At 70.7% G+C, this 22,025-nt stretch carries 15 protein-coding genes; 14 read left to right on the top strand and 1 reads right to left on the bottom strand.

What is annotated here, in order from left to right:
* Positions 1 to 81 precede the first annotated feature (81 nt).
* The 3 genes from LPC04_RS16945 (at position 82) to LPC04_RS16935 (ending at position 9,659) form a co-directional block, all read left to right on the top strand.
* Positions 82 to 6,216, top strand: coding sequence for an alpha-2-macroglobulin family protein (locus LPC04_RS16945; protein ID WP_275683435.1), 6,135 nt, complete (start codon positions 82 to 84; stop codon positions 6,214 to 6,216).
* Complete coding sequence (pbpC, locus tag LPC04_RS16940) at positions 6,213 to 8,492, top strand: penicillin-binding protein 1C (protein ID WP_275683434.1); 2,280 nt, start codon at positions 6,213 to 6,215, stop codon at positions 8,490 to 8,492. Before LPC04_RS16945 ends, pbpC begins: the two co-directional genes overlap by 4 nt.
* Before the next feature lie 81 nt (positions 8,493 to 8,573).
* Complete coding sequence (locus LPC04_RS16935; RefSeq protein WP_275683433.1) at positions 8,574 to 9,659, top strand: fatty acid desaturase family protein; 1,086 nt, start codon at positions 8,574 to 8,576, stop codon at positions 9,657 to 9,659.
* An 8-nt stretch (positions 9,660 to 9,667) separates the two neighbouring features.
* Here LPC04_RS16935 and LPC04_RS16930 read toward each other — a convergent pair whose 3' ends face one another.
* Positions 9,668 to 10,288 (bottom strand): cadmium resistance transporter, encoded by a 621-nt coding sequence (locus LPC04_RS16930; RefSeq protein ID WP_275683432.1) that lies wholly within the window; start codon positions 10,286 to 10,288, stop codon positions 9,668 to 9,670.
* A 262-nt stretch (positions 10,289 to 10,550) separates the two neighbouring features.
* Here LPC04_RS16930 and LPC04_RS16925 point away from each other — a divergent pair, with 262 nt between their 5' ends.
* From LPC04_RS16925 to LPC04_RS16875, 11 genes are read left to right on the top strand one after another with little or no spacing between them, the layout of a single operon-like run.
* Complete coding sequence (locus tag LPC04_RS16925) at positions 10,551 to 12,644, top strand: 3-hydroxyacyl-CoA dehydrogenase NAD-binding domain-containing protein (protein ID WP_275683431.1); 2,094 nt, start codon at positions 10,551 to 10,553, stop codon at positions 12,642 to 12,644.
* Positions 12,645 to 12,653: 9 nt separating this feature from the next.
* On the top strand, positions 12,654 to 12,812 hold the full coding sequence (locus LPC04_RS16920; RefSeq protein ID WP_275683430.1) for a hypothetical protein: 159 nt from the start codon (positions 12,654 to 12,656) through the stop codon (positions 12,810 to 12,812).
* Between the two features lie 42 nt (positions 12,813 to 12,854).
* Positions 12,855 to 14,030, top strand: a complete 1,176-nt coding sequence (locus tag LPC04_RS16915; RefSeq protein WP_275683429.1) for an acetyl-CoA C-acyltransferase — start codon at positions 12,855 to 12,857, stop codon at positions 14,028 to 14,030.
* 28 nt (positions 14,031 to 14,058) lie between these two features.
* A complete protein-coding gene (locus LPC04_RS16910; protein ID WP_275683428.1) occupies positions 14,059 to 14,475 on the top strand; it encodes a PaaI family thioesterase in 417 nt (138 codons plus the stop codon).
* Positions 14,472 to 16,283 (top strand): acyl-CoA dehydrogenase, encoded by a 1,812-nt coding sequence (locus LPC04_RS16905; protein ID WP_275683427.1) that lies wholly within the window; start codon positions 14,472 to 14,474, stop codon positions 16,281 to 16,283. The genes LPC04_RS16910 and LPC04_RS16905 overlap by 4 nt, the downstream gene beginning before the upstream one ends.
* Before the next feature lie 20 nt (positions 16,284 to 16,303).
* Positions 16,304 to 17,131, top strand: a complete 828-nt coding sequence (locus LPC04_RS16900) for an SDR family oxidoreductase (RefSeq protein ID WP_275683426.1) — start codon at positions 16,304 to 16,306, stop codon at positions 17,129 to 17,131.
* A gap of 4 nt (positions 17,132 to 17,135) precedes the next feature.
* Positions 17,136 to 17,660 carry a PaaI family thioesterase gene (locus LPC04_RS16895; RefSeq protein ID WP_275683425.1) on the top strand — a complete coding sequence of 175 codons (525 nt, stop codon included), beginning with the start codon at positions 17,136 to 17,138 and terminating at the stop codon, positions 17,658 to 17,660.
* 41 nt (positions 17,661 to 17,701) lie between these two features.
* Positions 17,702 to 18,721, top strand: a complete 1,020-nt coding sequence (locus tag LPC04_RS16890; protein ID WP_275683424.1) for an NADP-dependent oxidoreductase — start codon at positions 17,702 to 17,704, stop codon at positions 18,719 to 18,721.
* Positions 18,722 to 18,743: 22 nt separating this feature from the next.
* The gene (locus tag LPC04_RS16885) at positions 18,744 to 19,196 is read left to right on the top strand and encodes a GNAT family N-acetyltransferase (RefSeq protein ID WP_275683423.1); all 453 of its coding nucleotides are present in this window, start codon (positions 18,744 to 18,746) and stop codon (positions 19,194 to 19,196) included.
* Positions 19,193 to 20,869: an isovaleryl-CoA dehydrogenase gene (locus tag LPC04_RS16880; protein WP_275683422.1), complete on the top strand. Its 1,677-nt coding sequence runs from the start codon at positions 19,193 to 19,195 to the stop codon at positions 20,867 to 20,869. Before LPC04_RS16885 ends, LPC04_RS16880 begins: the two co-directional genes overlap by 4 nt.
* A 31-nt stretch (positions 20,870 to 20,900) precedes the next feature.
* Positions 20,901 to 21,812 carry an SDR family oxidoreductase gene (locus LPC04_RS16875; protein WP_275683421.1) on the top strand — a complete coding sequence of 304 codons (912 nt, stop codon included), beginning with the start codon at positions 20,901 to 20,903 and terminating at the stop codon, positions 21,810 to 21,812.
* Positions 21,813 to 22,025: the final 213 nt, after the last annotated feature.

Here is a 22,025-nt window from a genome sequence, read left to right as displayed (position 1 = left end):
CGCGTGAGACTTCGCTCACGAGGCCTGCGCGTCGCGACGAGGCCGGCATAGACTGCCTCCCCACAAGCGGGAGAACAAGTCATGCGGTGGAGCCGAAGTCTGGTCACGGGTTGGATCGCACTGGTCGCGGCGGGATCGCCGCTGCTCGCCCGCGCCGACGCCACGCTGAAGACGATGTCGCCGGTGGGCGAGGTCGCGCTGGTGCGCCAGGTGCGCGCCACGTTCGGCGAGTCCATGGTCAAGTTCGGCGACCCGCGCCTGCCGGCGCCGCTGGACGTCGCCTGCACGCCGGCCGGCACGCAGGCGGGCACGGCGCGCTGGGTCGACGACAAGACGTGGGTGTTCGACTTCGCCAAGGACCTGCCGCCGGGCACGAAGTGCAGCGTCGCGCCGCATCCGGGCATCAGGTCGGTGGCCGGCGCGGCGATCGCGGCCGACGCGAAGTTCGCGTTTTCCACGGGCGGCCCGGCCGTCGTGCGGGCCTACCCGTCGCCGGGCGAGTGGCAGAAGATCGAGGAGCAGCAGGTCTTCGCACTGCTGCTCAACGGTCCGGCCACGACCGACAGCATCGAGCGCTTCGCGTATTGCGAGTTCGCGGGCGTCGGCGAGCGCGTGCCGGTCAAGGTCATCGCCGGGGCGACGCGCGACGCGATCCTCAAGGCCGTCAACCTCGTGCCGCAGCAGGCGCGCAGCGTCACGTTGCAGTGCGCGCGGCCGGCGGCGCCCGAGGCCAAGGTCTCGCTCGTCTGGGGCAAGGGCATCGCCACCCCCAACGGCGTCGCCAGCACGGACGACCGCCGCTTCAACTACGCGGTGCGCCCGGCCTTCACCGCCAGCTTCACCTGCGAACGCGTCAACTCGCGCGCCGACTGCCTGCCGATGCGGCCGCTGCGCGTCGAGTTCTCCTCGCCGGTGCCCAGGCGCGTCGCCAGCAAGGTCGTGCTGGTCGGGCCCGACGGCAAGCACGCGCCGCAATTCGAGCAGCACCGCGGCGAGACCGCCGATGCGCTGGTCGACCTGCACGAGTCCGGCCTGCACAAGTTCATCTACTTCTTCGGCCGCAGCAAGGGCACGGTGGGCGACGACCAATCGGACGAGGGCGTCACGGCAGTGCAGTTCTCGGACCAGCTGCCCGAGAAGGCCGACCTGCGCATCGAGCTGCCGCCCGACTTCGCCGACGACTCGGGGCGCAGGCTGGACAACGCCGAGCAGTTCCCGTTGAAGACGCGCACGTCCGAGGCACCCGCGCTGGCGAAGTTTCCGGCGGCCACCTTCGGCGTCCTCGAGCTCAACGCCGAGCCCGTGCTGCCGCTGACGGTGCGCAAGATCGAGGGCAACCTCGGCATCAAGGCGATGACGCTGGGCGGCGCGCCGGCGCGCGAGCTCACGCTGGCGGACGACCCGTCCATCATCGAGTGGTTCGCGAAGCTGGTGCGCTACAACGAGACCTCGCTCGATCGCACGTCCGTCGAGAGCGAACTGGGCATCAAGCTGCCGCCGCCGGTGGCCGTCAGGAACCAGCGCGCGGCCAAGGATCACGGCCGCACGAAGACGCAGCAGGAACAGGACGAGGACGCCGACGAGTCCGACGTCAACGCGCAGGATCCGAACGCCGTGCAGACGCGCACCGTGAGCCTGCTGAACCACGCCGCGAACGTCCGCACGGTCAAGCTGCCGGCGGAGTCGCAGACCGAGCCGCATCCGTTCGAGGTGATCGGCATCCCGCTGCCGCAGCCGGGCTACCACGTCGTCGAGATCGAGTCGCCGCGCCTGGGCCAGGCCCTGCTCGATCGCGCGGCGCCGATGTACGTGCGCACGGGCGTGCTCGTCACGAACCTGTCCGTGCATTTCAAGTGGGCGCCTGTCAACTCGGGCGTGTGGGTGACCACGCTGGACAAGGGCAAGCCGGTGGCGGGCGCGGCGGTGCAGGTGTCCGATTGCGAGGGCCGGAAGGTGTGGAGCGGGCAGACCGACGCGCAGGGCTTCGCGCGCATCGACGAGCAGCTGACCAACCCCGGCATGCTGCGCTGTGGCGAGAGCGAGGGCGGCCGCTGGGCCGGGCAGACCGGTCTGCCGAACGGCTATTTCGTCAGCGCGCGCAAGACCGACGCCCAGGGCCGCGCCGACATGGCCTTCGTGTGGTCGACCTGGCAGGAGGGCATCGAGGCCTGGCGCTTCAACCTGAACTCGTGGGGCGGCGGCGAGGTGTCGCGCGAGCTGTTCCACACGGTGATGGACCGCACGCTGCTGCGCGCGGGGCAGACCGTCTCGATGAAGACGCATGCGCGGCGCGAGCTGCTCACCGGCCTCGCGATGGTCGATGCCGGCGCGCTGCCGCCCACACTGCACATTCAGCACGAAGGCTCGGGCGACCATTTCGACTTCCCGCTGGAGTGGCGCGCGGGCCGCTACGCAGAGACGGTCTGGAAGATCCCCGACGACGCCAAGCTGGGTGTCTACGACGTGACGCTGCTGCGGCCCGGCCTGGCGCCGGTGGGCACGGGCTCGTTCCGCGTCGAGGAATTCCGCCTGCCCGCGATGATCGGCCGGCTCGTGCCGCCCGCCGGGCCGCAGGTCGACCCGCGCGAGCTGACGATGGACGTGATGGTCAACTACGGCAACGGCGGCGGCGCGGCCAACCTGCCGCTGAAGGTGTCGGCGCAGGTGCGCGACGTCGACATCGCCGGCGTGGTGCCGGTGGCGCGCTATCCCGGCTTCCACTTCGAGCCGCCGAAGGCCTCGACCGCCGCCGACAACCCGGGCGACGGCGCGATGTTCAGCGAGGAGTACGTCGACGAGGACGACGCCGACAGGATGGTCTCGCAGCGCGACACGCATTCGAAGCTCGTGGCCGACAAGCTGTCCGTCACGCTCGACAAGTCCGGCGCCGGCAAGGTGACGCTGAGCAAGCTGCCGCCGGTCACCGCGACCAGGGAGCTGCTGGTTCAGGCCAACTACGCCGACCCGAACGGCGAGGTGCAGACGCTGAGCCAGACGCTGCCGCTGTGGCCGGCGGCCGTCGTGCTGGGCGTGCGCACCGACGACTGGGTCTCGGTGCACCAGAAGCTGCCGGCGCAGGTCGTCGCGCTCGACACGCACGGCAAGCCGCAGGCGGGCGTCGACGTCAGCGTGCGCGCGGTCGTGCATCGCGAGATCTCCGCGCGCAAGCGGCTCGTCGGCGGCTTCTATGCCTACGACAACAAGAACGTCGACGAGGATCTGGGCGAGGTCTGTTCCGGCAAGAGCGACGCGCGCGGCCTGGTGCTGTGCGAGGCGACGCTGGAAACCTCGGGCCAGGTCGAGCTGATCGCGCAGGCCAAGGACGCGCAGGGCCACCTCGCGCGCGCGGCCTCGAGCGTGTGGGTGACGCGCGCGGGCGAGGTCTGGTTCGGCAGCGCCAACGACGACCGCATGGACGTGCTGCCCGAGCAGCGCGCCTACGAGCCGGGGCAGACCGCGAGGTTCCAGATCCGCAGCCCGTTCCGCCACGCCACCGCGCTGGTCGCGATCGAGCGCAACGGCATCCTCGAGACGCGCACCGTCGAACTCGATGGCCGCGATCCGACCGTCGAGATCCCGGTCAAGGCGGAATGGGCGCCCAACGTGTTCGTGTCGGTGCTCGCGGTGCGCGGGCGCGTGCGCGAGGTGCCGTGGTATTCGCTGTTCACGTGGGGCTGGAAGTCGCCGGTCGAATGGTGGCATGCGTGGCGCGACGAGGGCCAGGACTGGCAGGCGCCGACGGCGATGGTCGACCTCGCCAAGCCGGCGTTCAAGTTCGGCATCACCGAGATCTCGGTCGGCGACGCGGCGCACCGGCTCAAGGTGGAAGTGGTGCCGGACAAGTCCACGTACCCGATCCGCGCGACGAGCCAAGTGCGCATCAAGGTGACGTTGCCCGACGGCCGCGCGGCGCCCGCCGGCACCGAGGTGACGCTGGCGGCGGTCGACGAGGCGCTGCTTTCGCTGAAGGCCAACGACAGCTGGAACCTGTTCGACGCGATGATCCAGCGCCGCAACTACGGCGTGGAGACGGCCACCGCGCAGATGCAGATCATCGGCAAGCGCCACTTCGGCAAGAAGGCCGCGCCCCCGGGCGGCGGCGGCGGCCAGTTCCCGACGCGCGAGCTGTTCGACACGCTGCTGCTGTGGAACCCGGGCGTGGTGCTCGATGCGAAGGGCGAGGCCGTCGTGTCCGTGCCGCTCAACGACTCGCTGACCAGCTTCCGCATCGTCGCGGTCGCCGACGTGGTGCAGGGCGCGCAGGCCGCGCTGTTCGGCACCGGCTCGGCGACGATCGCGGCAACGCAGGACCTGCAGATCGTGTCGGGCGTGCCGCCGCTGGTGCGCGAGGGCGATCATTACCAGGCGATGTTCACGCTGCGCAATACGTCGAAGGCGGCGATGAACGCGTCGCTGGCGGCGTCGGCGGGCGAGCGGTCGCTGGCGACGCAGACGGTGGCGATCGCGGCGGGCGCGGCGGCGGACGTCGCGTTCGACGTCGACGTGCCGTTCAACGTGAAGAGCGTCGCGTGGACGGTCGCCGCGGACGCCGGCTCGGCGCACGACCGCATGAAGTTCGCACAGAAGATCGCCGAGGCCGTGCCGGTGACGGTTCAGCAGGCCACGCTGATGCAGTTGGACAAGACCGTGCGCATCCCGATCGCGCCGCCGGCCAACGCGCTGTCCGATGGCACCGGCAAGCTGCGCGGCGGCATCGACGTCGCCCTGAAGCCCAGGCTGGGCGACGGCCTGCCGGGCGTGCGCGACTTCTTCTCGGTCTACCCGTGGAACTGCTTCGAGCAACGGGCCTCGGTCGCGATCGGCCTGCGCGACACCGCGCAGTGGCACGCGCTGGTCGACCAGATCTCGCTGTACCAGGACGAGGACGGCGTGCTGAACTACTTCCCGGGCTCGACGCCGCACTCCGGCAGCGACAGCCTCACCGCCTACGTGCTGGCGATCAGCGACGAGGCGACGAAGCTGGGCTACGACTTCGCGCTGCCCGCCGATGCGAAGGCGAGCATGGAACGCGGGCTGATCGGCTTCGTCGAGGGCCGCGTCAACCGCGACTTCTGGCGGCCGGCCTTCCTGAAGAACGGCGACCTGGACGTGCGCAAGCTCGCCGCGATCGAGGCGCTGAGCCGCGACGGCAAGGTGCAGCCGCGCATGCTGGACTCGATCCAGATCCTGCCCAACCAGTGGCCCACCGGCGCGGTGATCGACTGGCTGCAGATCCTCGATCGCGTGCCGGCGATCCGCGACCACGACAAGCGCGTCGCCGAGGCCGAGCAGATCCTGCGCGCGCGCCTGAACGTGCAGGGCACGCGCCTGGGCTTCTCCACCGAGCGCGACGACAGCTGGTGGTGGCTCATGGTCAACGGCGACGTCAACAGCGTGCGCATGACGATGGCGGTGCTCGATCGCAAGGACTGGGTCGAGGACGTGCCGCGCATCGTCACCGGCACCTTGCAGCGCCAGCAGTTCGGCCGCTGGTCGACGACGGTGGCCAACGCGTGGGGCAGCGTCGCGATGGAGGCGTTCTCGAAGAAGTTCGAGTCGGTCCCCGTCAAGGGCGTCACCCGCGCGGGCTTCGGCGTGCCGGGCGCGGCGACGTCGTTCGACTGGGCCAGGATCCCCGCCGGCGGCTCGCTGCCGCTGGGCTGGCCGGCCGGCTTCGCCGTCAACGGCAACAAGGCCGACGCCAACCTGCAGGTCGACCACGACGGCACGGGCAAGCCGTGGGTGACGGTCACGTCGCGCGCGGCGGTACCCGTCACCGTACCCTTCGGCAGCGGCTATCGCATCGCGAAGACGATCACGCCGGTCGAACAGAAGGCGGCGGGCAAGTGGTCGCGCGGCGACGTGGTGCGCGTGCACCTCGACATCGACGTGCAGGCCGACGCCACCTGGGTCGTCGTCAACGACCCGGTGCCCGGCGGGGCGGCGCTGCTGGGCACGGGCCTGGGCAACGACGACCAGATCAGCACCGGCACCGAGAAGGACGACCAGCGCGGCTGGCTGGCGTACCAGGAGCGCAGCTTCGAGGCCTTCCGCGCGTACTACCGCTACCTGCCCAAGGGCGCGTTCAGCATCGAGTACACGATGCGCCTGAACAACCCCGGCCGCTTCGGCATGCCGCAGACGCGTGTCGAGGCAATGTACGCGCCGGAGATGTTCGGCGAGTCGCCCAATGCGGCGTGGACGGTGCAGCCGTGACATCGCACCTGCTGCGCACCAGCGTGCTCGCGGCCTGCCTGGCTGTGTCGCTGGGCGCGCGCGCGGCGACGCCGTCTTTCGAGCAGGTGCGCGGGTCGTATCGCAGCTCGGAGACCGTGCTGCTCGATCGCCACGGCCAGCCGGTGCAGACCGTGCGCACCGATGCGCACGCGCGGCGCGGCGCCTGGGTGCCGCTGGCGCAGATCTCGCCGGCCCTGCGCGCGGCGGCGATCGCGTCGGAGGACCAGCGCTTCCTGCAGCACGCGGGCGTCGACTGGACGGCCGTCGCCGGCGCGGCGATCGGTCGCGCGAACGCCGGCGGCACGCGCGGGGCGTCGACCATCACGATGCAGCTCGCGGGACTGCTCGATCCCGATCTCGCGCTGCCCAGGGGCGGCCGCTCGGTGACGGCCAAGATCGAGCAGGCGGCCGCGGCGCTGCGCATCGAGCGCACGTGGAGCAAGGAGCAGATCCTCGAGGCCTGGTTGAACCTGGTGCCGTTCCGCGGCGAGCAGGTGGGCGTGGCGGCGATGTCGCAGGCCTTGTTCCAGAAGGCGCCGTCGGGGCTCAACGCCGAGGAGGCGGCGATCGCGGCGGCGCTCCTGCGCGCGCCGAACGCGGCGCCCGCGCTGGTCGGCCAGCGCGCGTGCGGCGTGCTGAAGGTGCAGGGCCGTGGCGACGCGTGCGCCACCGCGCAGGGCTTCGCCGAGCTGGTGCTGTCGCGCGCGCCGACGGCGACGGTGGACGCTGGCGACCAGCTCGCGCCGCACTTCGCGCGCCAGGTGCTGAAGACACTGGGCAAGGCGCCGCCGCCGGGCGCGCTGCGCACGACGCTGGACGCCGGCACGCAGCGCCGCGCGCGCGACGCGCTGCGCCAGCAGCTCGCGGAGCTGCGCGATCGCGACGTCGAGGACGGCGCGGTCATCGTGCTGGACAACGCCACCGGCGACGTGCTCGCCTGGGTCGGCTCCAGCGGCGAGCTGTCGCAGGCCGCGGCGGTCGATGCCGTGGTCGCGCCGCGCCAGGCCGGCTCCACGCTCAAGCCCTTCCTCTACGAGCAGGCGATCGAGCAGCGCTGGCTCACCGCGGCCTCGGTGCTGGAGGACACGCCCGCGCGCCTGCACACGCCGTCCGGCCTCTACATCCCGCAGAACTACGACCACGACTTCAAGGGCGCGGTGACCGTGCGCACCGCGCTCGGCTCGTCGCTCAACGTGCCGGCCGTGCGCACCGCGGTGATGGTGTCGCCCGACCGCTTCGCGCGGCGGCTGGTCGCGCTCGGCCTGCCGATCCGCAAGCCCGGCGACTTCTACGGCTACAGCATCGCGCTCGGCTCGCCCGAGGTGACGCTGCTGTCGCTCGCGAACGCGTACCGCGCGCTGGCCAACGGCGGCGTGGTCGGCGCGCCGCGCCTGCGGCCGTCAGATACGGCACCGGGTACCCGCGTGATGGCGGCGGCGCCGTCGTTCATCGTCGCCGACATCCTGGCCGACAACGGCGCCCGCGTGCCGACCTTCGGCCTCGACAACGCGCTGGCCACGCGCTACTGGTCGGCCGTCAAGACCGGCACCAGCAAGGACATGCGCGACAACTGGTGCGTCGGCTTCAGCGCGCGCTACACGGTGGGCGTGTGGGTGGGCAACGCCGGCGGCGCGCCGATGCATGCGGTCTCGGGCGTGACCGGCGCCGCGCCAGTGTGGCGCACGGTGATGGACGCGCTGCAGCGCAGCGATGTCGCGGCCGATCACCCGGGCCGCGTCTTGCGCGCGGGCACGGGGGACGCGCGCGCGCCCGCCGCGCTCGCGTCGGGCGTGCCGACGCCGCCCGACGGCCTCGTGGCGCAGCCCGTCTCGTTCGACGGCCAGCTCGAGGCGCCGCGCACCGAGTGGTTCCTTGCCGGCACCGAGACCGCACGCGTGACGCCGGCGAGCCCGGCCGGCGCGGCGCAGCGGATGATCGTCTCGCCGGACGACCGCTCCGTCGTCGCACTCGATCCCGACATACCGCCCGCGGTGCAGCGCCTGCGCTTCGAGGCGGTCGCACCGGCGCCGGCGGGCGCGGCGTGGCGGCTGGACGGCAAGCGCCTCGGCGCCGCGCGGCCGCTGCCGTGGTCGCCGTGGCCGGGCCATCACGTGCTGGAACTGGTCGACGCGCGGGGCGTGGCGCTGGACACGGTGTCGTTCGACGTGCGCGGCGCGCAGGCGAAGACTCCCGGGGCCGCGGCCGTTCGCGGCGGCACGAAGACGTCGCGCCTGCCGGCGAAACCGGTCTCCTGAGTGCGACAGCGCACATGGCGCTGTCGAGCTTCACATGAACGTGAGATAGTCCGTCCTACTTAACCGCCAGCAAGGCCGTAAATGATTACCCCGGCCGAATGGCAGACGCGCAAGCGCGCGATCGTGGATGGCTACGCGACGCCCAGCAACTGGCGCGGGCTCCTGCAGATGCTGTCGGTGTTCGCGCCGCTCGCCGCGCTGTGGTGGGCGATCCGCCAGGGCGCGCCGCTTTCGCCGTGGATCGCGGTCGCGGCGACCCTCCTGCTGAGCCTGTTCCTGCTGCGCGGCTTCGTGCTGATGCACGACTGCGGGCACATGAGCCTGTTCCGCAGCCGGTCGCTGAACCGCATCGGCGGCTTCCTGCTGGGCGTGCTGGCCGGCATGCCGCAGCCGGTCTGGGCGGAGAACCATCGCTACCACCACGTCACCAACGGCAACTGGGCGAAGTACCGCGGCCCGTTGAACGTGGCCTGCGTCTCCGACTACCTGGCCATGGACGCCGCCCAGCGGCGCCGCTATCGCTACACGCGCGACATCCTGCTGTCGCCGGTGGCCGGCTGCCTCTACTTCCTGGTCAATCCCCGCATCACCTGGCTGCGCGCGAGCGCGCACCTGCTGCGCCGCCTTGCCGCGCGGGGGGTGGGCCGCGATGTGCCGGCCGAGGTGAAGCTGCCCGGTTGCCCGTCGATGGCGCACTATCGCCACATGACCTGGAACAACCTGCTGCTGCTCGCGGGCTGCGCCGCGATGGCCTGGGCCGTCGGCCCGTGGCTGTTCCTCGCCTGCTATGTCGTGAGCGGGTCGCTGGCCGGCGGCTACGGCATCGTGCTGTTCACGGTGCAGCACAACTTCGAGCACGCCTACGCGAGCGCGGACGAAGGCTGGGACCGCGACGCGGCTGCGTTGCACGGCACGAGCTTTCTCGTCTTGCCGCGCTGGCTGAACTGGATCACGGCCGACGCCGCCTATCACCACGTGCATCACCTGTGCGCCAGCGTTCCGAACTATCGCCTCGCGGCCTGCCACCGGGAACATGCGCTTTTCTTCTCGGGCGTGACGCGCGTGGGCCTGTTCGAGATCCCCGCGGCGCTCAAGCATGTGCTGTGGGACCTGGCGGCTCGCCGGCTGGTGTCGGTCGAGGAAGTCATGGCACGCGGCGCCGCGTAGGCGTCACGTCACGCCGCGCGCAGCCAGCTTGCCAGCAGGGCGAAGCTGCCTGCGTCGTGGAGGATCCAGGCCCCCAGCGCCACGAGCACGAACGGCGCCACGCGCCGTCCGTGGCGCTGGATCGGCGGCCCGATCGTGGGGTGGCGGGTGAGCCAGAACGCGGCGCCGACCCACGCCATCGTCATCGCCGCGAACACCACGCCGATGGCCGCGATCTCGACGCCGGAGCGCGTCGCGAAGACGGGCGTGTAGATGCCGAGGTTGTCGCCGCCGTTGGCGATGGTCGTGGCCGCCACGACGAGGACGTTGGCCCGCCCGCCGGCGCGGTCGGCGTCCGGGGCCGCGTCGTCGTCGTCGGAATCGTCGCCGCGCTGGCGCCGGGCGAACGCGTGCAGGCCGATGGCGATGGGCAGCACGCCGAGCAAGCCGATCCAGGCGGGCGCGACGACGAGCGAGAGCAGCGAGAAGACGACGCTGGCGGCGTAGAGCGCGGCGAGGCCGGCCAGTTGTCCGGCGACGATCTGGCGCGGCCTGACGCGCGCGTCGGAGAAGAAGGCGACGAGCATGAAGAGGTCGTCGAGGTTGGTCGTGACGAAGAGGCCGACGGCCAGGGCGACGAGGGCCGTCACTCGTGGCCTTCCGGCGTCTCGGGATGCGGCGTCCTGGTCATGGCAGGGTTGGGCATCGGCCGAGGCTACCATCGGCGCCAGCGCCCGGCGCGGCGGCGCGTATCCTGCGGGTCTACCCGCACTGCCGCCGGGCCGGCACGTCCCTTGTCGCAGCCGGGACAGTCCGCGTCGCGCGAACAGTCCTAGAATCGAACGATCGTTCTATTTTCGGTTCGAACCCCCGTCGAACGCTTTGTGAACTGACATCACGGAGACCCTTCCCATGAGTGCGAGCTACGAAGTCCGCGGCGGCATTGCCGTCATCACGCTGAACAACCCGCCGGTCAACGGCCTGGGCTACGACACGCGCAAGGCGGTGGCTGAGGGCCTCGAGAAGGCGGAGGACGACGCGGCCGTCAAGGCGATCGTCATCACCGGCGCCGGCAAGGCGTTCTCGGGCGGCGCCGACATCAAGGAATTCGGCTCGCCCAAGGCGCTGGCCGAACCCAACCTGCTGAGCCTGATCGCGCGCGTCGAGGGCGCGTCCAAGCCGGTCGTCGCCGCGATCCACACCGTGTGCATGGGCGGCGGGCTGGAGCTGGCGCTGGGCTGCCACTACCGCGTGGTGTCGCCGGGCGCGCAGATCGCGCTGCCCGAGGTCAAGCTGGGCATCCTGCCGGGCGCCGGCGGCACGCAGCGACTGCCGCGCGCGATCGGCGTCGAGGCCGCGCTGAACATGATCGTCAGCGGCGAGCCGGTCAAGAGCGAGCTGCTGGCGCAGATCCCGGGCCAGAAGCTGTTCGACCGCGTCATCGAGGGCGACCTGATGCAAGGCGCGATCGCGTTCGCCAACGAGATCGCCGCCGCGCGTCCGCTGCCGATGGTGCGCGACCTCAAGGCCAAGCACCACGACGGCGACGCCTACTTCGGCTTCGCGCGCAACACCGTCAAGGCGATGGCGAAGAACTTCCCGGCGCCGGTGCGCTGCGTCGACGCTGTCGAACAGGCCACCAAGGCGAAGTTCGACGACGGCATGAAGCACGAGCGCGAGGCCTTCGCCGCGCTGATGATCACGCCCGAGAGCAAGGCGCTGCGCCACGCGTTCTTCGCCGAGCGCGCGGCCTCCAAGGTGCCGGACGTGCCCGAGGACACGCCGATCCGCGACATCCGCAAGGTCGCCGTGATCGGCGCCGGCACGATGGGCGGCGGCATCTCGATGAACTTCCTCAACGCCGGCATCCCGGTGGTGATCCTCGAGATGAAGCAGGAGGCGCTCGACAAGGGCATCGCCATCATCCGCAAGAACTACGAGGCGCAGGTCAAGAAGGGCAAGTTGAAGGAAGACAAGTACGCCGAACGCATGGCGCTGCTGTCGACGACGCTGTCGTATGCCGAGCTGGGCGACGCCGACCTGGTGATCGAGGCCGTGTTCGAGGAGATCAGCGTCAAGCAGAAGGTGTTCGAGTCGCTCGACGCCGTGATGAAGCCGGGCGCGATCCTGGCGTCCAACACGTCGACGCTGGATCTCGACAAGATCGCCGCGTTCACGAAGCGCCCGCAGGACGTGATCGGCATGCACTTCTTCAGCCCGGCCAACGTGATGAAGCTGCTGGAAGTGGTGCGCGGCGCCAAGACCGCGCCCGACGTGCTGATGACGGTCATGAAGCTGGGCAAGAAGATCAAGAAGACCTGCGTGGTCTCGGGCGTCTGCGACGGCTTCATCGGCAACCGCATGATCGAGCAGTACAGCCGCCAGGCCGGCTTCCTGCTGGAAGAGGGCTGCACGCCGCAGCAGGTCGACAAGGCGGTCGAGAAGTTCGGCTTCGCGATGGGCCCGTTCCGCATGGGCGACCTCGCGGGCAACGACATCGGCTGGGCGATCCGCAAGCGCCGCTACGTGGAAAAGCCCAACCTGCGCTACTCGAAGACGGCCGACCTGCTGTGCGAGCTGGGCCGCTACGGCCAGAAGACCGGCGCGGGCTGGTACGACTACGTGCCGGGCAAGCGCGACGCGATCCCGTCGGAGCTGGTCAACGACATGCTGGGCAAGCACCGCGCGGCGCTGGGCATCACGCCGCGCAAGATCAGCGACGACGAGATCGTGCACCGCCTCGTCTATTCGCTGGTCAACGAGGGCGCGCGCATCGTCGAGGAAGGCATCGCGTCGCGCGCGTCCGACATCGACATGGTCTACCTCACGGGGTATGGCTTCCCGCTGTGGCGCGGCGGCCCGATGAACTACGCCGACACGGTCGGCCTGTGGAACGTCGTGCAGGCGATGAAGAAGTTCGCCAAGAACCCGGCCGACGACGCCGGGTTCTGGCAGCCCGCGCCGCTGCTGGCCAGGCTCGCGGCCGAAGGCAAGAGCTTCAGCTGAGGCGTGCCGGTGAAGCGCTTCCTGACCCGCACGCTGGCCATCCTGGCCGGCATCGTGCTGGGCATGCTGATCGTCGCGGGCCCCGGCCCGTGGCGCGCGCTCAAGAAGCCCGACGCCGCCCCGTCCGCCCCGATCCAGCGCGAGCGCGCGCCCGACCAGCGCGTGTGACCCCCCGATTCGTTCCTTGATCCAGATTCCAGGAGTTCCCAAATGACCGACGCCGTCATCGTTTCCACCGCCCGCACGCCGCTCGCCAAGAGCTGGAAGGGTGCCTTCAACATGACGCACGGCGCGGAGCTGGGCGGCCACGCCGTCAAGGCGGCGCTCGAGCGCGCCGGCATCGAGGGCGGCGAGGTCGAGGACGTCCTCATGGGCTGCGCCAACCCCGAAGGCGCGACCGGCGCCAACATCGCGCGCCAGATCGCGCTGCGCGCCGGCCTGCCGGTGAGCGTGGCCGGCGCCACCGTCAACCGCTTCTGCTCCAGCGGCCTGCAGACCATCGCGATGGCCGCGCAGCGCGTGATCGCCAACGAGGGCGACGTCTACGTGGCCGGCGGCGTGGAGAGCATCTCGTGCGTGCAGCAGGAGATGAACCACCACATGCTGCGCGACATGTGGCTCGCGCGGAACAAGCCGGCCGTCTACATGTCGATGCTGGAGACCGCCGAGACCGTGGCCAAGCGCTACAAGATCTCGCGCGAGCGCATGGACCAGTACGGCGCCGCCAGCCAGCAGAAGGCCACTGCGGCGCTGGAGGCCGGCCTGTTCAAGGACGAGATCGCGCCCATCACGGTCACGGCCGGCGTGGCCGATCCGAAGAACGGCATCCGCACGAAGGAAGTGACCGTCGAGAACGACGAAGGCATCCGCCCGGGCACGACCTACGACGGCATCAAGGACCTGCGCTCGGCGCTGCCCGGCGGCCTGATCAGCGCCGGCAACGCGAGCCAGTTCAGCGACGGCGGCGGTGCCTGCGTCGTCGTCTCCAGCCAGTACGCGGAACGCAAGAACCTCAAGCCCATCGGCCGCTTCCTCGGCTTTGCCGTGGCCGGCTGCGAGCCCGACGAAATGGGCATCGGCCCCGTGTACGCGGTGCCCAAGGTGCTCAAGCGCCTGGGCCTGACGGTGGCCGACATCGACCTGTGGGAACTCAACGAGGCCTTCGCGGTGCAGGTGCTCTTTTGCGCCGACACCCTCGGCATCCCGATGGACCGGCTCAACGTCAACGGCGGCGCGATCGCCGTCGGCCATCCTTATGGCGTCAGCGGCCAGCGCCTGACCGGCCATGCGCTGATCGAGGGCAAGCGTCGCGGCGCGAAGAAGGTCTGCGTGACGATGTGCATCGGCGGCGGCATGGGCGCCGCGGGCATCTTCGAAGTCCTCTGACCGACAGCCTGGCGCGAAGGAGCGCGACGTGCTCGATCTCGATTCCGTCCGCGACTTCTTCGCCCGGGCGCCGTTCATGGTCGATCTCGGCGTGGTGCCGACGGCGGTGTCCGAGGGCCGGTGCGAGACCGAGATGGTGCTGCAGCCGCGGCATCTTCAGCACACCGGGCAGGCACACGCCGGCGTCGTGACCTCGCTGGCCGACCACACCGCCGGCGCCGCGGCGCAGAGCGTGGTGCGCGGCGGCGGCGTCGCGATCACCGCCGAATTGAAGACCAGCCTGCTGCGTCCCGCGATCGGCAACAAGCTCGTGTGCATCGGCACCGTCGTCAAGCCGGGACGCTCGCTGATCTTCGCGGAGGCCGAGGTCTTCGCCCTTCTCGGCGAGCAGCGCGTGCTGGTCGCCAAACTGAGCGCCACGCTGGCCGTGGTGCAACCGACATGAGCTCACGCCAAACGCTTGATTTCCTGCTGTACGACTGGCTCCGGGCCGACGAGCTGACGACGCGCGAGCGCTTCGCGGAGCACTCGCGCGCCACCTTCGACGCGGTGCTCGACACCTGCGAGCGCCTCGCCCGCGACAAGTTCGCCCCGTTCAACCGCCTGCTCGACACCCAGGAGCCGCTGTTCGACGGCCAGCGCGTGCAGCTGCCGCAGGCCACGCACGACGCGCTGCACGCGTATACGGCCACGGGCATGCTGGCCGCGGCGCAGGACGCGGAGATCGGCGGCATGCAGCTGCCGTGCGTCGTCGAGATGGCGGCCAACGCGTTCTTCTCGCAGGCGTCCATCGCCATCGGCGCGTACAACATGCTGACGCGCGGCAACGCCAGCCTGCTGATGGCGCACGGCACCGACCGCCAGCAGCAGGTGTTCGCCGCGCGCGAGTTCGCCGGCGAGTGGTTCGGCACCATGTGCCTCAGCGAGCCGCAGGCCGGCTCGTCGCTGAGCGACATCGTCACCCGCGCGACGCCCGATGGCGAGGATTTCGAGTCCGACCCGCTGGGCCCGCGCTACAGGCTGGTCGGCAACAAGATGTGGATCTCGGCCGGCGAGCACGAGATCACGCCCAACATCGTGCACCTGGTGCTGGCGAAGATCCCGGGGCCGGACGGCAGGCTGCCGGCGGGCGTCAAGGGCATCTCGCTGTTCATCGTGCCCAAGCATCGCGTCGATGCCGAAGGCAAGCTGACGGGCGAGCGCAACGACGTCAGCCTCGCCGGCCTGAACCACAAGCTGGGCTTCCGCGGCACCACCAACACGCTGCTGAACTTCGGCGAGAAGGGCGGGGCGGTCGGATACCGGGTGGGGCAACCGGGCGACGGCCTGCGCTGCATGTTCCACATGATGAACGAGGCGCGCATCGGCGTCGGCCTCGGTGCGACGATGCTGGGCGCCGCGGGCTACGACGCGAGCCTCGAGTACGCGAAGCAGCGTTCGCAGGGGCGTGCCGTGGGCGCGGGCGGCAAGGACGCCGCGGCACCGCCGGCGCGCCTCATCGAGCACGCCGACATCCGCCGCATGCTGCTTGCGCAGAAGGCCTACGTCGAGGGCGGCATGGCGCTCGCGTTGTACTGCGCGCGGCTGGTCGACGAGCAGCACACCGGCGACGCCGGATCGTCGGCGGCGGCCGTCACGCTGTTGGAGATGCTGACGCCGATCGCCAAGAGCTGGCCCAGCGAGTGGGCGCTGGAAGCCAACAGCCTCGCGATCCAGATCCACGGCGGCTACGGCTACACGCGCGACTTCCCCGTCGAACAGCACTGGCGCGACAACCGCCTCAACATGATCCACGAGGGCACGCACGGCATCCAGGCGCTGGACCTGCTGGGCCGCAAGGCCGTGATGCAGGGCGGCGCCGGGCTGAAGCTGCTCGCGCATCGCATCGACGCCACCGTCGCGCGCGCGCTGCCGCAGGCGCGCCTCGCGACGCACGCGAACGCGCTCGCGCAGGCCCTGCAACGACTCGGCGCGGCCACGCGCTCGGCATGGGCCACGGCCTCGCCGGAGGACGCGCTCGGCAACGCGACGCCCTACCTGCAGGCCTTCGGCCACACCATCCTCGCGTGGCTGTGGCTGGACGTCGGCGCCGCGATCCTCGAAGGCGGCGCCGCCGACTCGACCGCCAACGTCGGCCGCCTCGCCGCGCTCGACTACTTCATGCGCTACGAGCTGCCGAAGACCGATGCCTGGCTGCGCGTCGTCGAGTCGCGCGACCGCACCTGCCGCGACGTGCCCGAAGACGCGTTCTGATCACCACGACAAGAGACACGATGACCGACTCCGCGATCCCCACCACCGCCTACGCCGACCGCCGCAGCATCCACAAGCTGTTCGACCTGACGGGCCGCACCGCGCTCGTCACCGGCGGCTCGCGCGGCCTGGGCCTGCAGATCGCCGAGGCGCTCGGCGAGGCCGGCGCGCGCGTCGTGCTGAGCGCGCGCAAGGGCGCCGATCTCGAGGCCTCGGCTGCGGCGCTGAAGGAGCGCGGCATCGCGGCCGACTGGATCGCCGCCGATTCGAGCAAGCCGGAAGAAGTGCAACGCCTCGCCGACGAGGCGATCGCGACGCTGGGCCACGTCGACATCCTCGTCAACAACGCCGGCGCCACCTGGGGCGCGCCGGCCGAGGATCATCCGCTGGACGCCTGGGACAAGGTGATGAACCTCAACGTGCGCGCGATCTTCCTGCTGTCGCAGGCGATCGCGAAGGCCAGCATGATCCCGCGCAGGCGCGGCCGCATCATCAACGTGGCGTCGATCGCGGGGCTGTCCGGCAACTCCGGGGCGATGACGACGGTGGCCTACAACACGAGCAAGGCCGCGGCGCTGAACCTCACGCGCGCGCTGGCCGGCGAGTGGGGCGTGCACGGCATCAACGTCAACGCGCTGGCGCCGGGCTTCTTCCCCAGCAAGATGACCGCGGGGCTGCTGGCCCACGTCGGCGTCGACAAGATGCGCGCCCACGTGCCGCTGCGCCGCCTCGGCGACGACGAGGACCTGAAGGGCGCCGCGCTGCTGCTGGCCAGCGACGCGGGCAAGCACATCACCGGGCAGTTCATCGCCGTCGACGGCGGCGTCAGCGCGGTGCACGGCGCCTGAAGCCATGACCGAACGCACGCCACTGCAGTTCGCGCTCGACATCCCGTTCGTGCAGGCGCTGGGCATGCAGCTGTGGCGCTTCGACGGCGGCTTCGCCGAGATCAGCCTCGACGTGCGGCCGGAGATGCAGAACTCGTGGGCCGTCGCGCACGGCGGCGTCGTGATGACGCTGCTGGACGTGGCGATGGCGCACGCCGCGCGCAGCGTCCGCCAGGATGACGACCCGGCTCGCTGCGCTCCCCACCCCCATGGGGCTCACGCCGGCTTGCTCCGAAGCGACCGAGCGCGCGGCGGCGAGGCGCCGCGGGACGCGCCGGGCATCGTCACCGTCGAGATGAAGACCAGCTTCATGCGGCCCGCCACCGGCCGCCTGATGGCCAGCGGCCACCTGCTGCACGGCACGAAGAGCATGGCCTTCTGCGAAGGCAGCGTGCACGACGAGAGCGGCGCGCTGTGCGCCCACGCGACGGGCACGTTCAAGTTCCTGCGCGCCCTGAAGCGCGGCGCCGAGATCGACGCCGCATCCTGAATACCCAAGCACGTATCCCGTTACTACAAGGAGACACCACCATGTCCGCCATCAATCGCCAGATCCTGCTCGCGTCGCGTCCGAAGGGCGAGCCGAGCGCCGAGAACTTCAAGCTGGTCGAGACGCCCGTCGCGCCGCTGGCCGACGGCCAGGTGCTGGTGCGCCACCACTTCCTGAGCCTGGACCCGTACATGCGCGGCCGCATGAGCGACGCCAAGAGCTACGCCGCGCCGCAGCCGCTGGACCAGGTGATGATCGGCGGCACGGCCGGCGAGGTCGTCGAGTCGAAGAACCCGCACTTCAAGGCCGGCGACAAGGTGGTCGGCATGGGCGGCTGGCAGGAATACGCGGTCGTCGACGCCGACCAGCGCGGCGTGCTGCAGAAGGTCGACACCACGCACGTGCCGCTGTCGGCCTACCTCGGCGCGGTGGGCATGCCCGGCGTCACCGGCTGGTACGGGCTCGTGAAGATCATCGCCCCGAAGGCGGGCGAGACGGTGGTGGTCAGCTCCGCGGCCGGCGCGGTCGGCGGCGCGGTCGGCCAGCTCGCCAAGGCGCGCGGCTGCCGCGTCGTGGGCATCGCCGGCGGCCCGGACAAGTGCCGCTCGGTGGTGGAGGAACTCGGCTTCGACGAGTGCATCGACTACCGCCAGTTCACCGACCTCAAGGCCATGAGCGGCGCGCTGAAGGCCGCCTGCCCGGACGGCATCGACGGCTACTTCGAGAACGTCGGCGGCATGCTGCTGGACGCCGTGATGCTGCGCGCCAACGCGTTCGCGCGCATCGCGATGTGCGGCATGATCGCCGGCTACAACGGCGAGCCGATCCCGATGACGCTGCCGCAGCTGATCCTGACCAACCGCATGAAGGTCGAGGGCTTCATCGTCAGCGAGCACATGGAAGCCTGGCCCGAGGCGCTGAAGGAACTCGGCACGCTGGTGGCCACCGGCAAGCTGAAGTACCGCGAGACCGTCGCGCAGGGCATCGCGAACGCGCCGGAGGCCTTCTTCGGATTGCTCAAGGGCAAGAACCAGGGCAAGCAGCTGGTAAAACTCGTCTGAGACCAACCACGGGACGAGACGGATGCTGACCTGGCAATGGACCCGCTTCGCGGGCTTGAGCGGCGACGACGTGTACGACATGCTCGCGCTGCGCTCGACGATCTTCGTCGTCGAGCAGGACTGCGTCTATCTCGACCCGGACGGCCTCGATCGCCAGTCCTGGCACCTGCTGGGGCGTGACGCCCGCGGCGCGCTGCTCGCCTACGTGCGCGTGTGCGACCCGGGCGTCAAGTACGAGCCGCCGTCGATCGGCCGCGTGGTCGTCAACCCGTCGCAGCGGGGCACGGGGCTGGGCCACGTGCTGATCGCCGAGGCACTGCGGCGCTGCGACGACACGTGGCCCGGCCGGCCCAACCGCATCGGCGCGCAGGCGCACCTGCAGGGCTTCTACGGCCGCCACGGCTACGTGGCCGTCGGCGAGACCTATCTCGAGGACGGCATCGTCCACATCGACATGGAGCGACCCGCATCATGAGCGTCGATTCACTGCATGGCGCGACGCACGTCGTGCTCAACCAGGTGCCGCCGTTCGAGAACGTCAACCTGTTCGAGACGAACGCGGCGTTGCGCGAGGCGGTGAAGTTCAACGACCCGGGGCTGGCGCCCGATTCGCTGGCGATGCTGGGCGCGATGGCCGGCAGCGCGCACATGCAGCAGCACGCGCGTCTGGCCAACGTGAACACGCCGACGCTGCATTCGCACGACCGCTTCGGCCATCGCATCGACGAGGTCGAGTTCCATCCGAGCTACCACGCGCTGCTGGGCGCGGCGTTGCAGCACCGCCTGCACGGCTCGCCGTGGGCCGCGGACGGCCCGAGCCACGTCGAGCGCGCGGCCGGCTTCATGCTGTTCACCGAGCTGGAGCCGTCGGTACTGTGCCCCGTATCGATGACCTATGCCGTCGCGCCGGCGCTGCGCGCGAACACGGCGCTGCAGAACACCTTCGCCGGGCTTCTTGCGAGCCCGCGCTACGACGCCCGCTTCCAGCTCGCCAGCGCCAAGACGGCGATGACGATGGGCATGGGCATGACGGAGAAGCAGGGCGGCTCCGACGTGCGCGCCAACACGACGCAGGCCATTCCCGACGGCCAGGATCAATGGGGCGAGCGCTTTCGCCTCGTCGGCCACAAGTGGTTCATGTCGGCCCCGATGAGCGACGCCTTCCTGGTCGTCGCGCAGACGCCCGCCGGCCCGACCTGCTTCTTCCTGCCGCGCTGGCTGCCGGATGGCTCGTTGAACGCCATCCGCATCCAGCGGCTCAAGGACAAGCTCGGCAACAAGGCCAACGCCAGTTCGGAAGTCGAGTTCGTCGACGCCTTCGCGTGGCGCGTCGGCGACGAGGGCCGCGGGCTGCCGCAGATCCTCGCGATGGGCGCGTTGACACGGCTCGACTGCGCGCTCGGCACCGCGGGGCTGATGCGCGGCGCGCTGTCGCTGGCCTTGCACCACGCCACGCATCGCATGGCCTTCGGCAAGCGCCTCGTCGACCACGCGCTGATGCGCAACGTGCTGGCCGATCTTGCGCTCGAGAGCGAGGCGTCGACCGCGCTGGCGCTGCGGCTCGCGCGCGCGGTCGACCGCAGCGAGGACACCGGCGTCGCCACCGCCGAGCGCGAGCACGAGGCGCTGATGCGGCGCCTGCTGACGCCGGCCGCCAAGTACTGGGTCTGCAAGCGCGGCAGCCACTTCGCGCAGGAGGCGATGGAGTGCCTGGGCGGCAACGGCTACGTCGAGGGCGACGGCGAGGGCGTGATGGCGCGCATCTACCGCGAGATGCCGCTCAACTCGATCTGGGAGGGCGCCGGCAACATCATGGCGCTCGATCTGCTGCGCGCGCTGCGCAGCGGCCCCATCGCCGATGCGATCGCGCACGAGACGCGCGCCGCCAAGGGCGCGCATCCGCTGCTCGACCGCGCGACGCAGCGCCTGCTGGCGCGCGTGGAGAACGGCGTCGACGAGATCGACGCCCGCCGCTTCGCGCGGGACCTGGCGCTGGTCACGCAGGCGTCGCTGCTGGCGCAGACGGCGCCGCCGCCCGTGTTCGCCGCGTTCTGCGAAAGCCGCCTCGACGGCGCGCCCGATGCGTTCGGCCAGCTGGGCGCGTCCACCGATTTCGATTCGATCCTCCGGCGCGCCGCCCCGCAGTGAGCGCGTCTCCCACACACCACGAGACAACGACATGAGCACCACTTCCTGGCAAGGCCGCACGGCCGTCATCACCGGCGCCGCCTCCGGCTTCGGCCTCGAGACCTCGCGCCTGGCCGCGCAACGGGGCATGAACGTCGTCATGGCCGACGTGATGGACGGGCCGCTCGCGGCCGCCGTCAAGGAGATCGAGGCGCTGGGCGCGCAGGTGCTGCCGTTCCGGTGCGACGTGCGCAACGCCGCCGAGATCGAGGCGATGGGCGCCGCGACGCTTGCGCGATTCGGCGCGCCGCATCTCGTGTTCAACAACGCGGGCGTCGGCGCCGGCGGTCTGATCTGGGAGCACAGCGCGCGCGACTGGGACTGGGTGATGGGCGTCAACGTGATGGGCGTCGCGCACGGCGTGCGCGTGTTCACGCCGATGATGCTGGCCGCCGAGAAGGCCGACCCGGCGTACTCGGGCCACATCGTCAACACCGCGTCGATGGCGGGGCTGGTCAACATGCCCAACATGGGCGTCTACAACGTCAGCAAGCATGCCGTGGTGAGCCTGAGCGAGACGCTCTACCAGGACCTGCGCCTCGTCAGCGACCGCGTGCACGCGCACGTGCTCGCGCCGTATTTCGTGCCCACCGGCATCGCGCACAGCGAGCGCGCGCGGCCGGACGACGCGCAGGAAGACGGCCGCCAGGCGACGACCAGCCAGCGCGTCGCGCAAGGGCTGATCGAGAAGGCCGTGGCCGGTGGCCGCGTGACGGCGGCGGACGTCGCCCAGTTCGTGTTCGACGCGCTGGAGGCCGGCCGCTTCTACATCTACAGCCACCCGAAGGCGCTGGCGCCGGTGGGCACGCGCGCCGAGGACATCCTGGCCACGCGCAACCCGACCGACCCGTACCGCGAGCGTCCGGAACTGGGCGAGCAACTGCGGGCCGCGCTGCGGCGCTGAGCAGTCTTCAGGGTTCGTCCGGAGCGAAGAGCAAGCGTCCCGGGGCCAAACAGTGTATGATGTCGGAGTAGGCAATACATAAGACCGTCGTCCAGAAGGACTCCTCCGGCACCCCGTCGTGTGAACGACTCGGCTTGGTCGAACTCTCCAGTTTGATTTTCTTGCGTAGTACCTGCACTGCGTTGGCATGTGCTGCGCATGATTTTGAAATTA

This window comes from Scleromatobacter humisilvae, from assembly GCF_023231945.1.
Taxonomy (GTDB): Bacteria; Pseudomonadota; Gammaproteobacteria; order Burkholderiales; family Burkholderiaceae_C; genus Scleromatobacter; species Scleromatobacter humisilvae.
The sequence above is the reverse complement of the archived record's forward strand: the minus strand, read 5'-3'. Positions and strand labels throughout refer to the sequence as shown.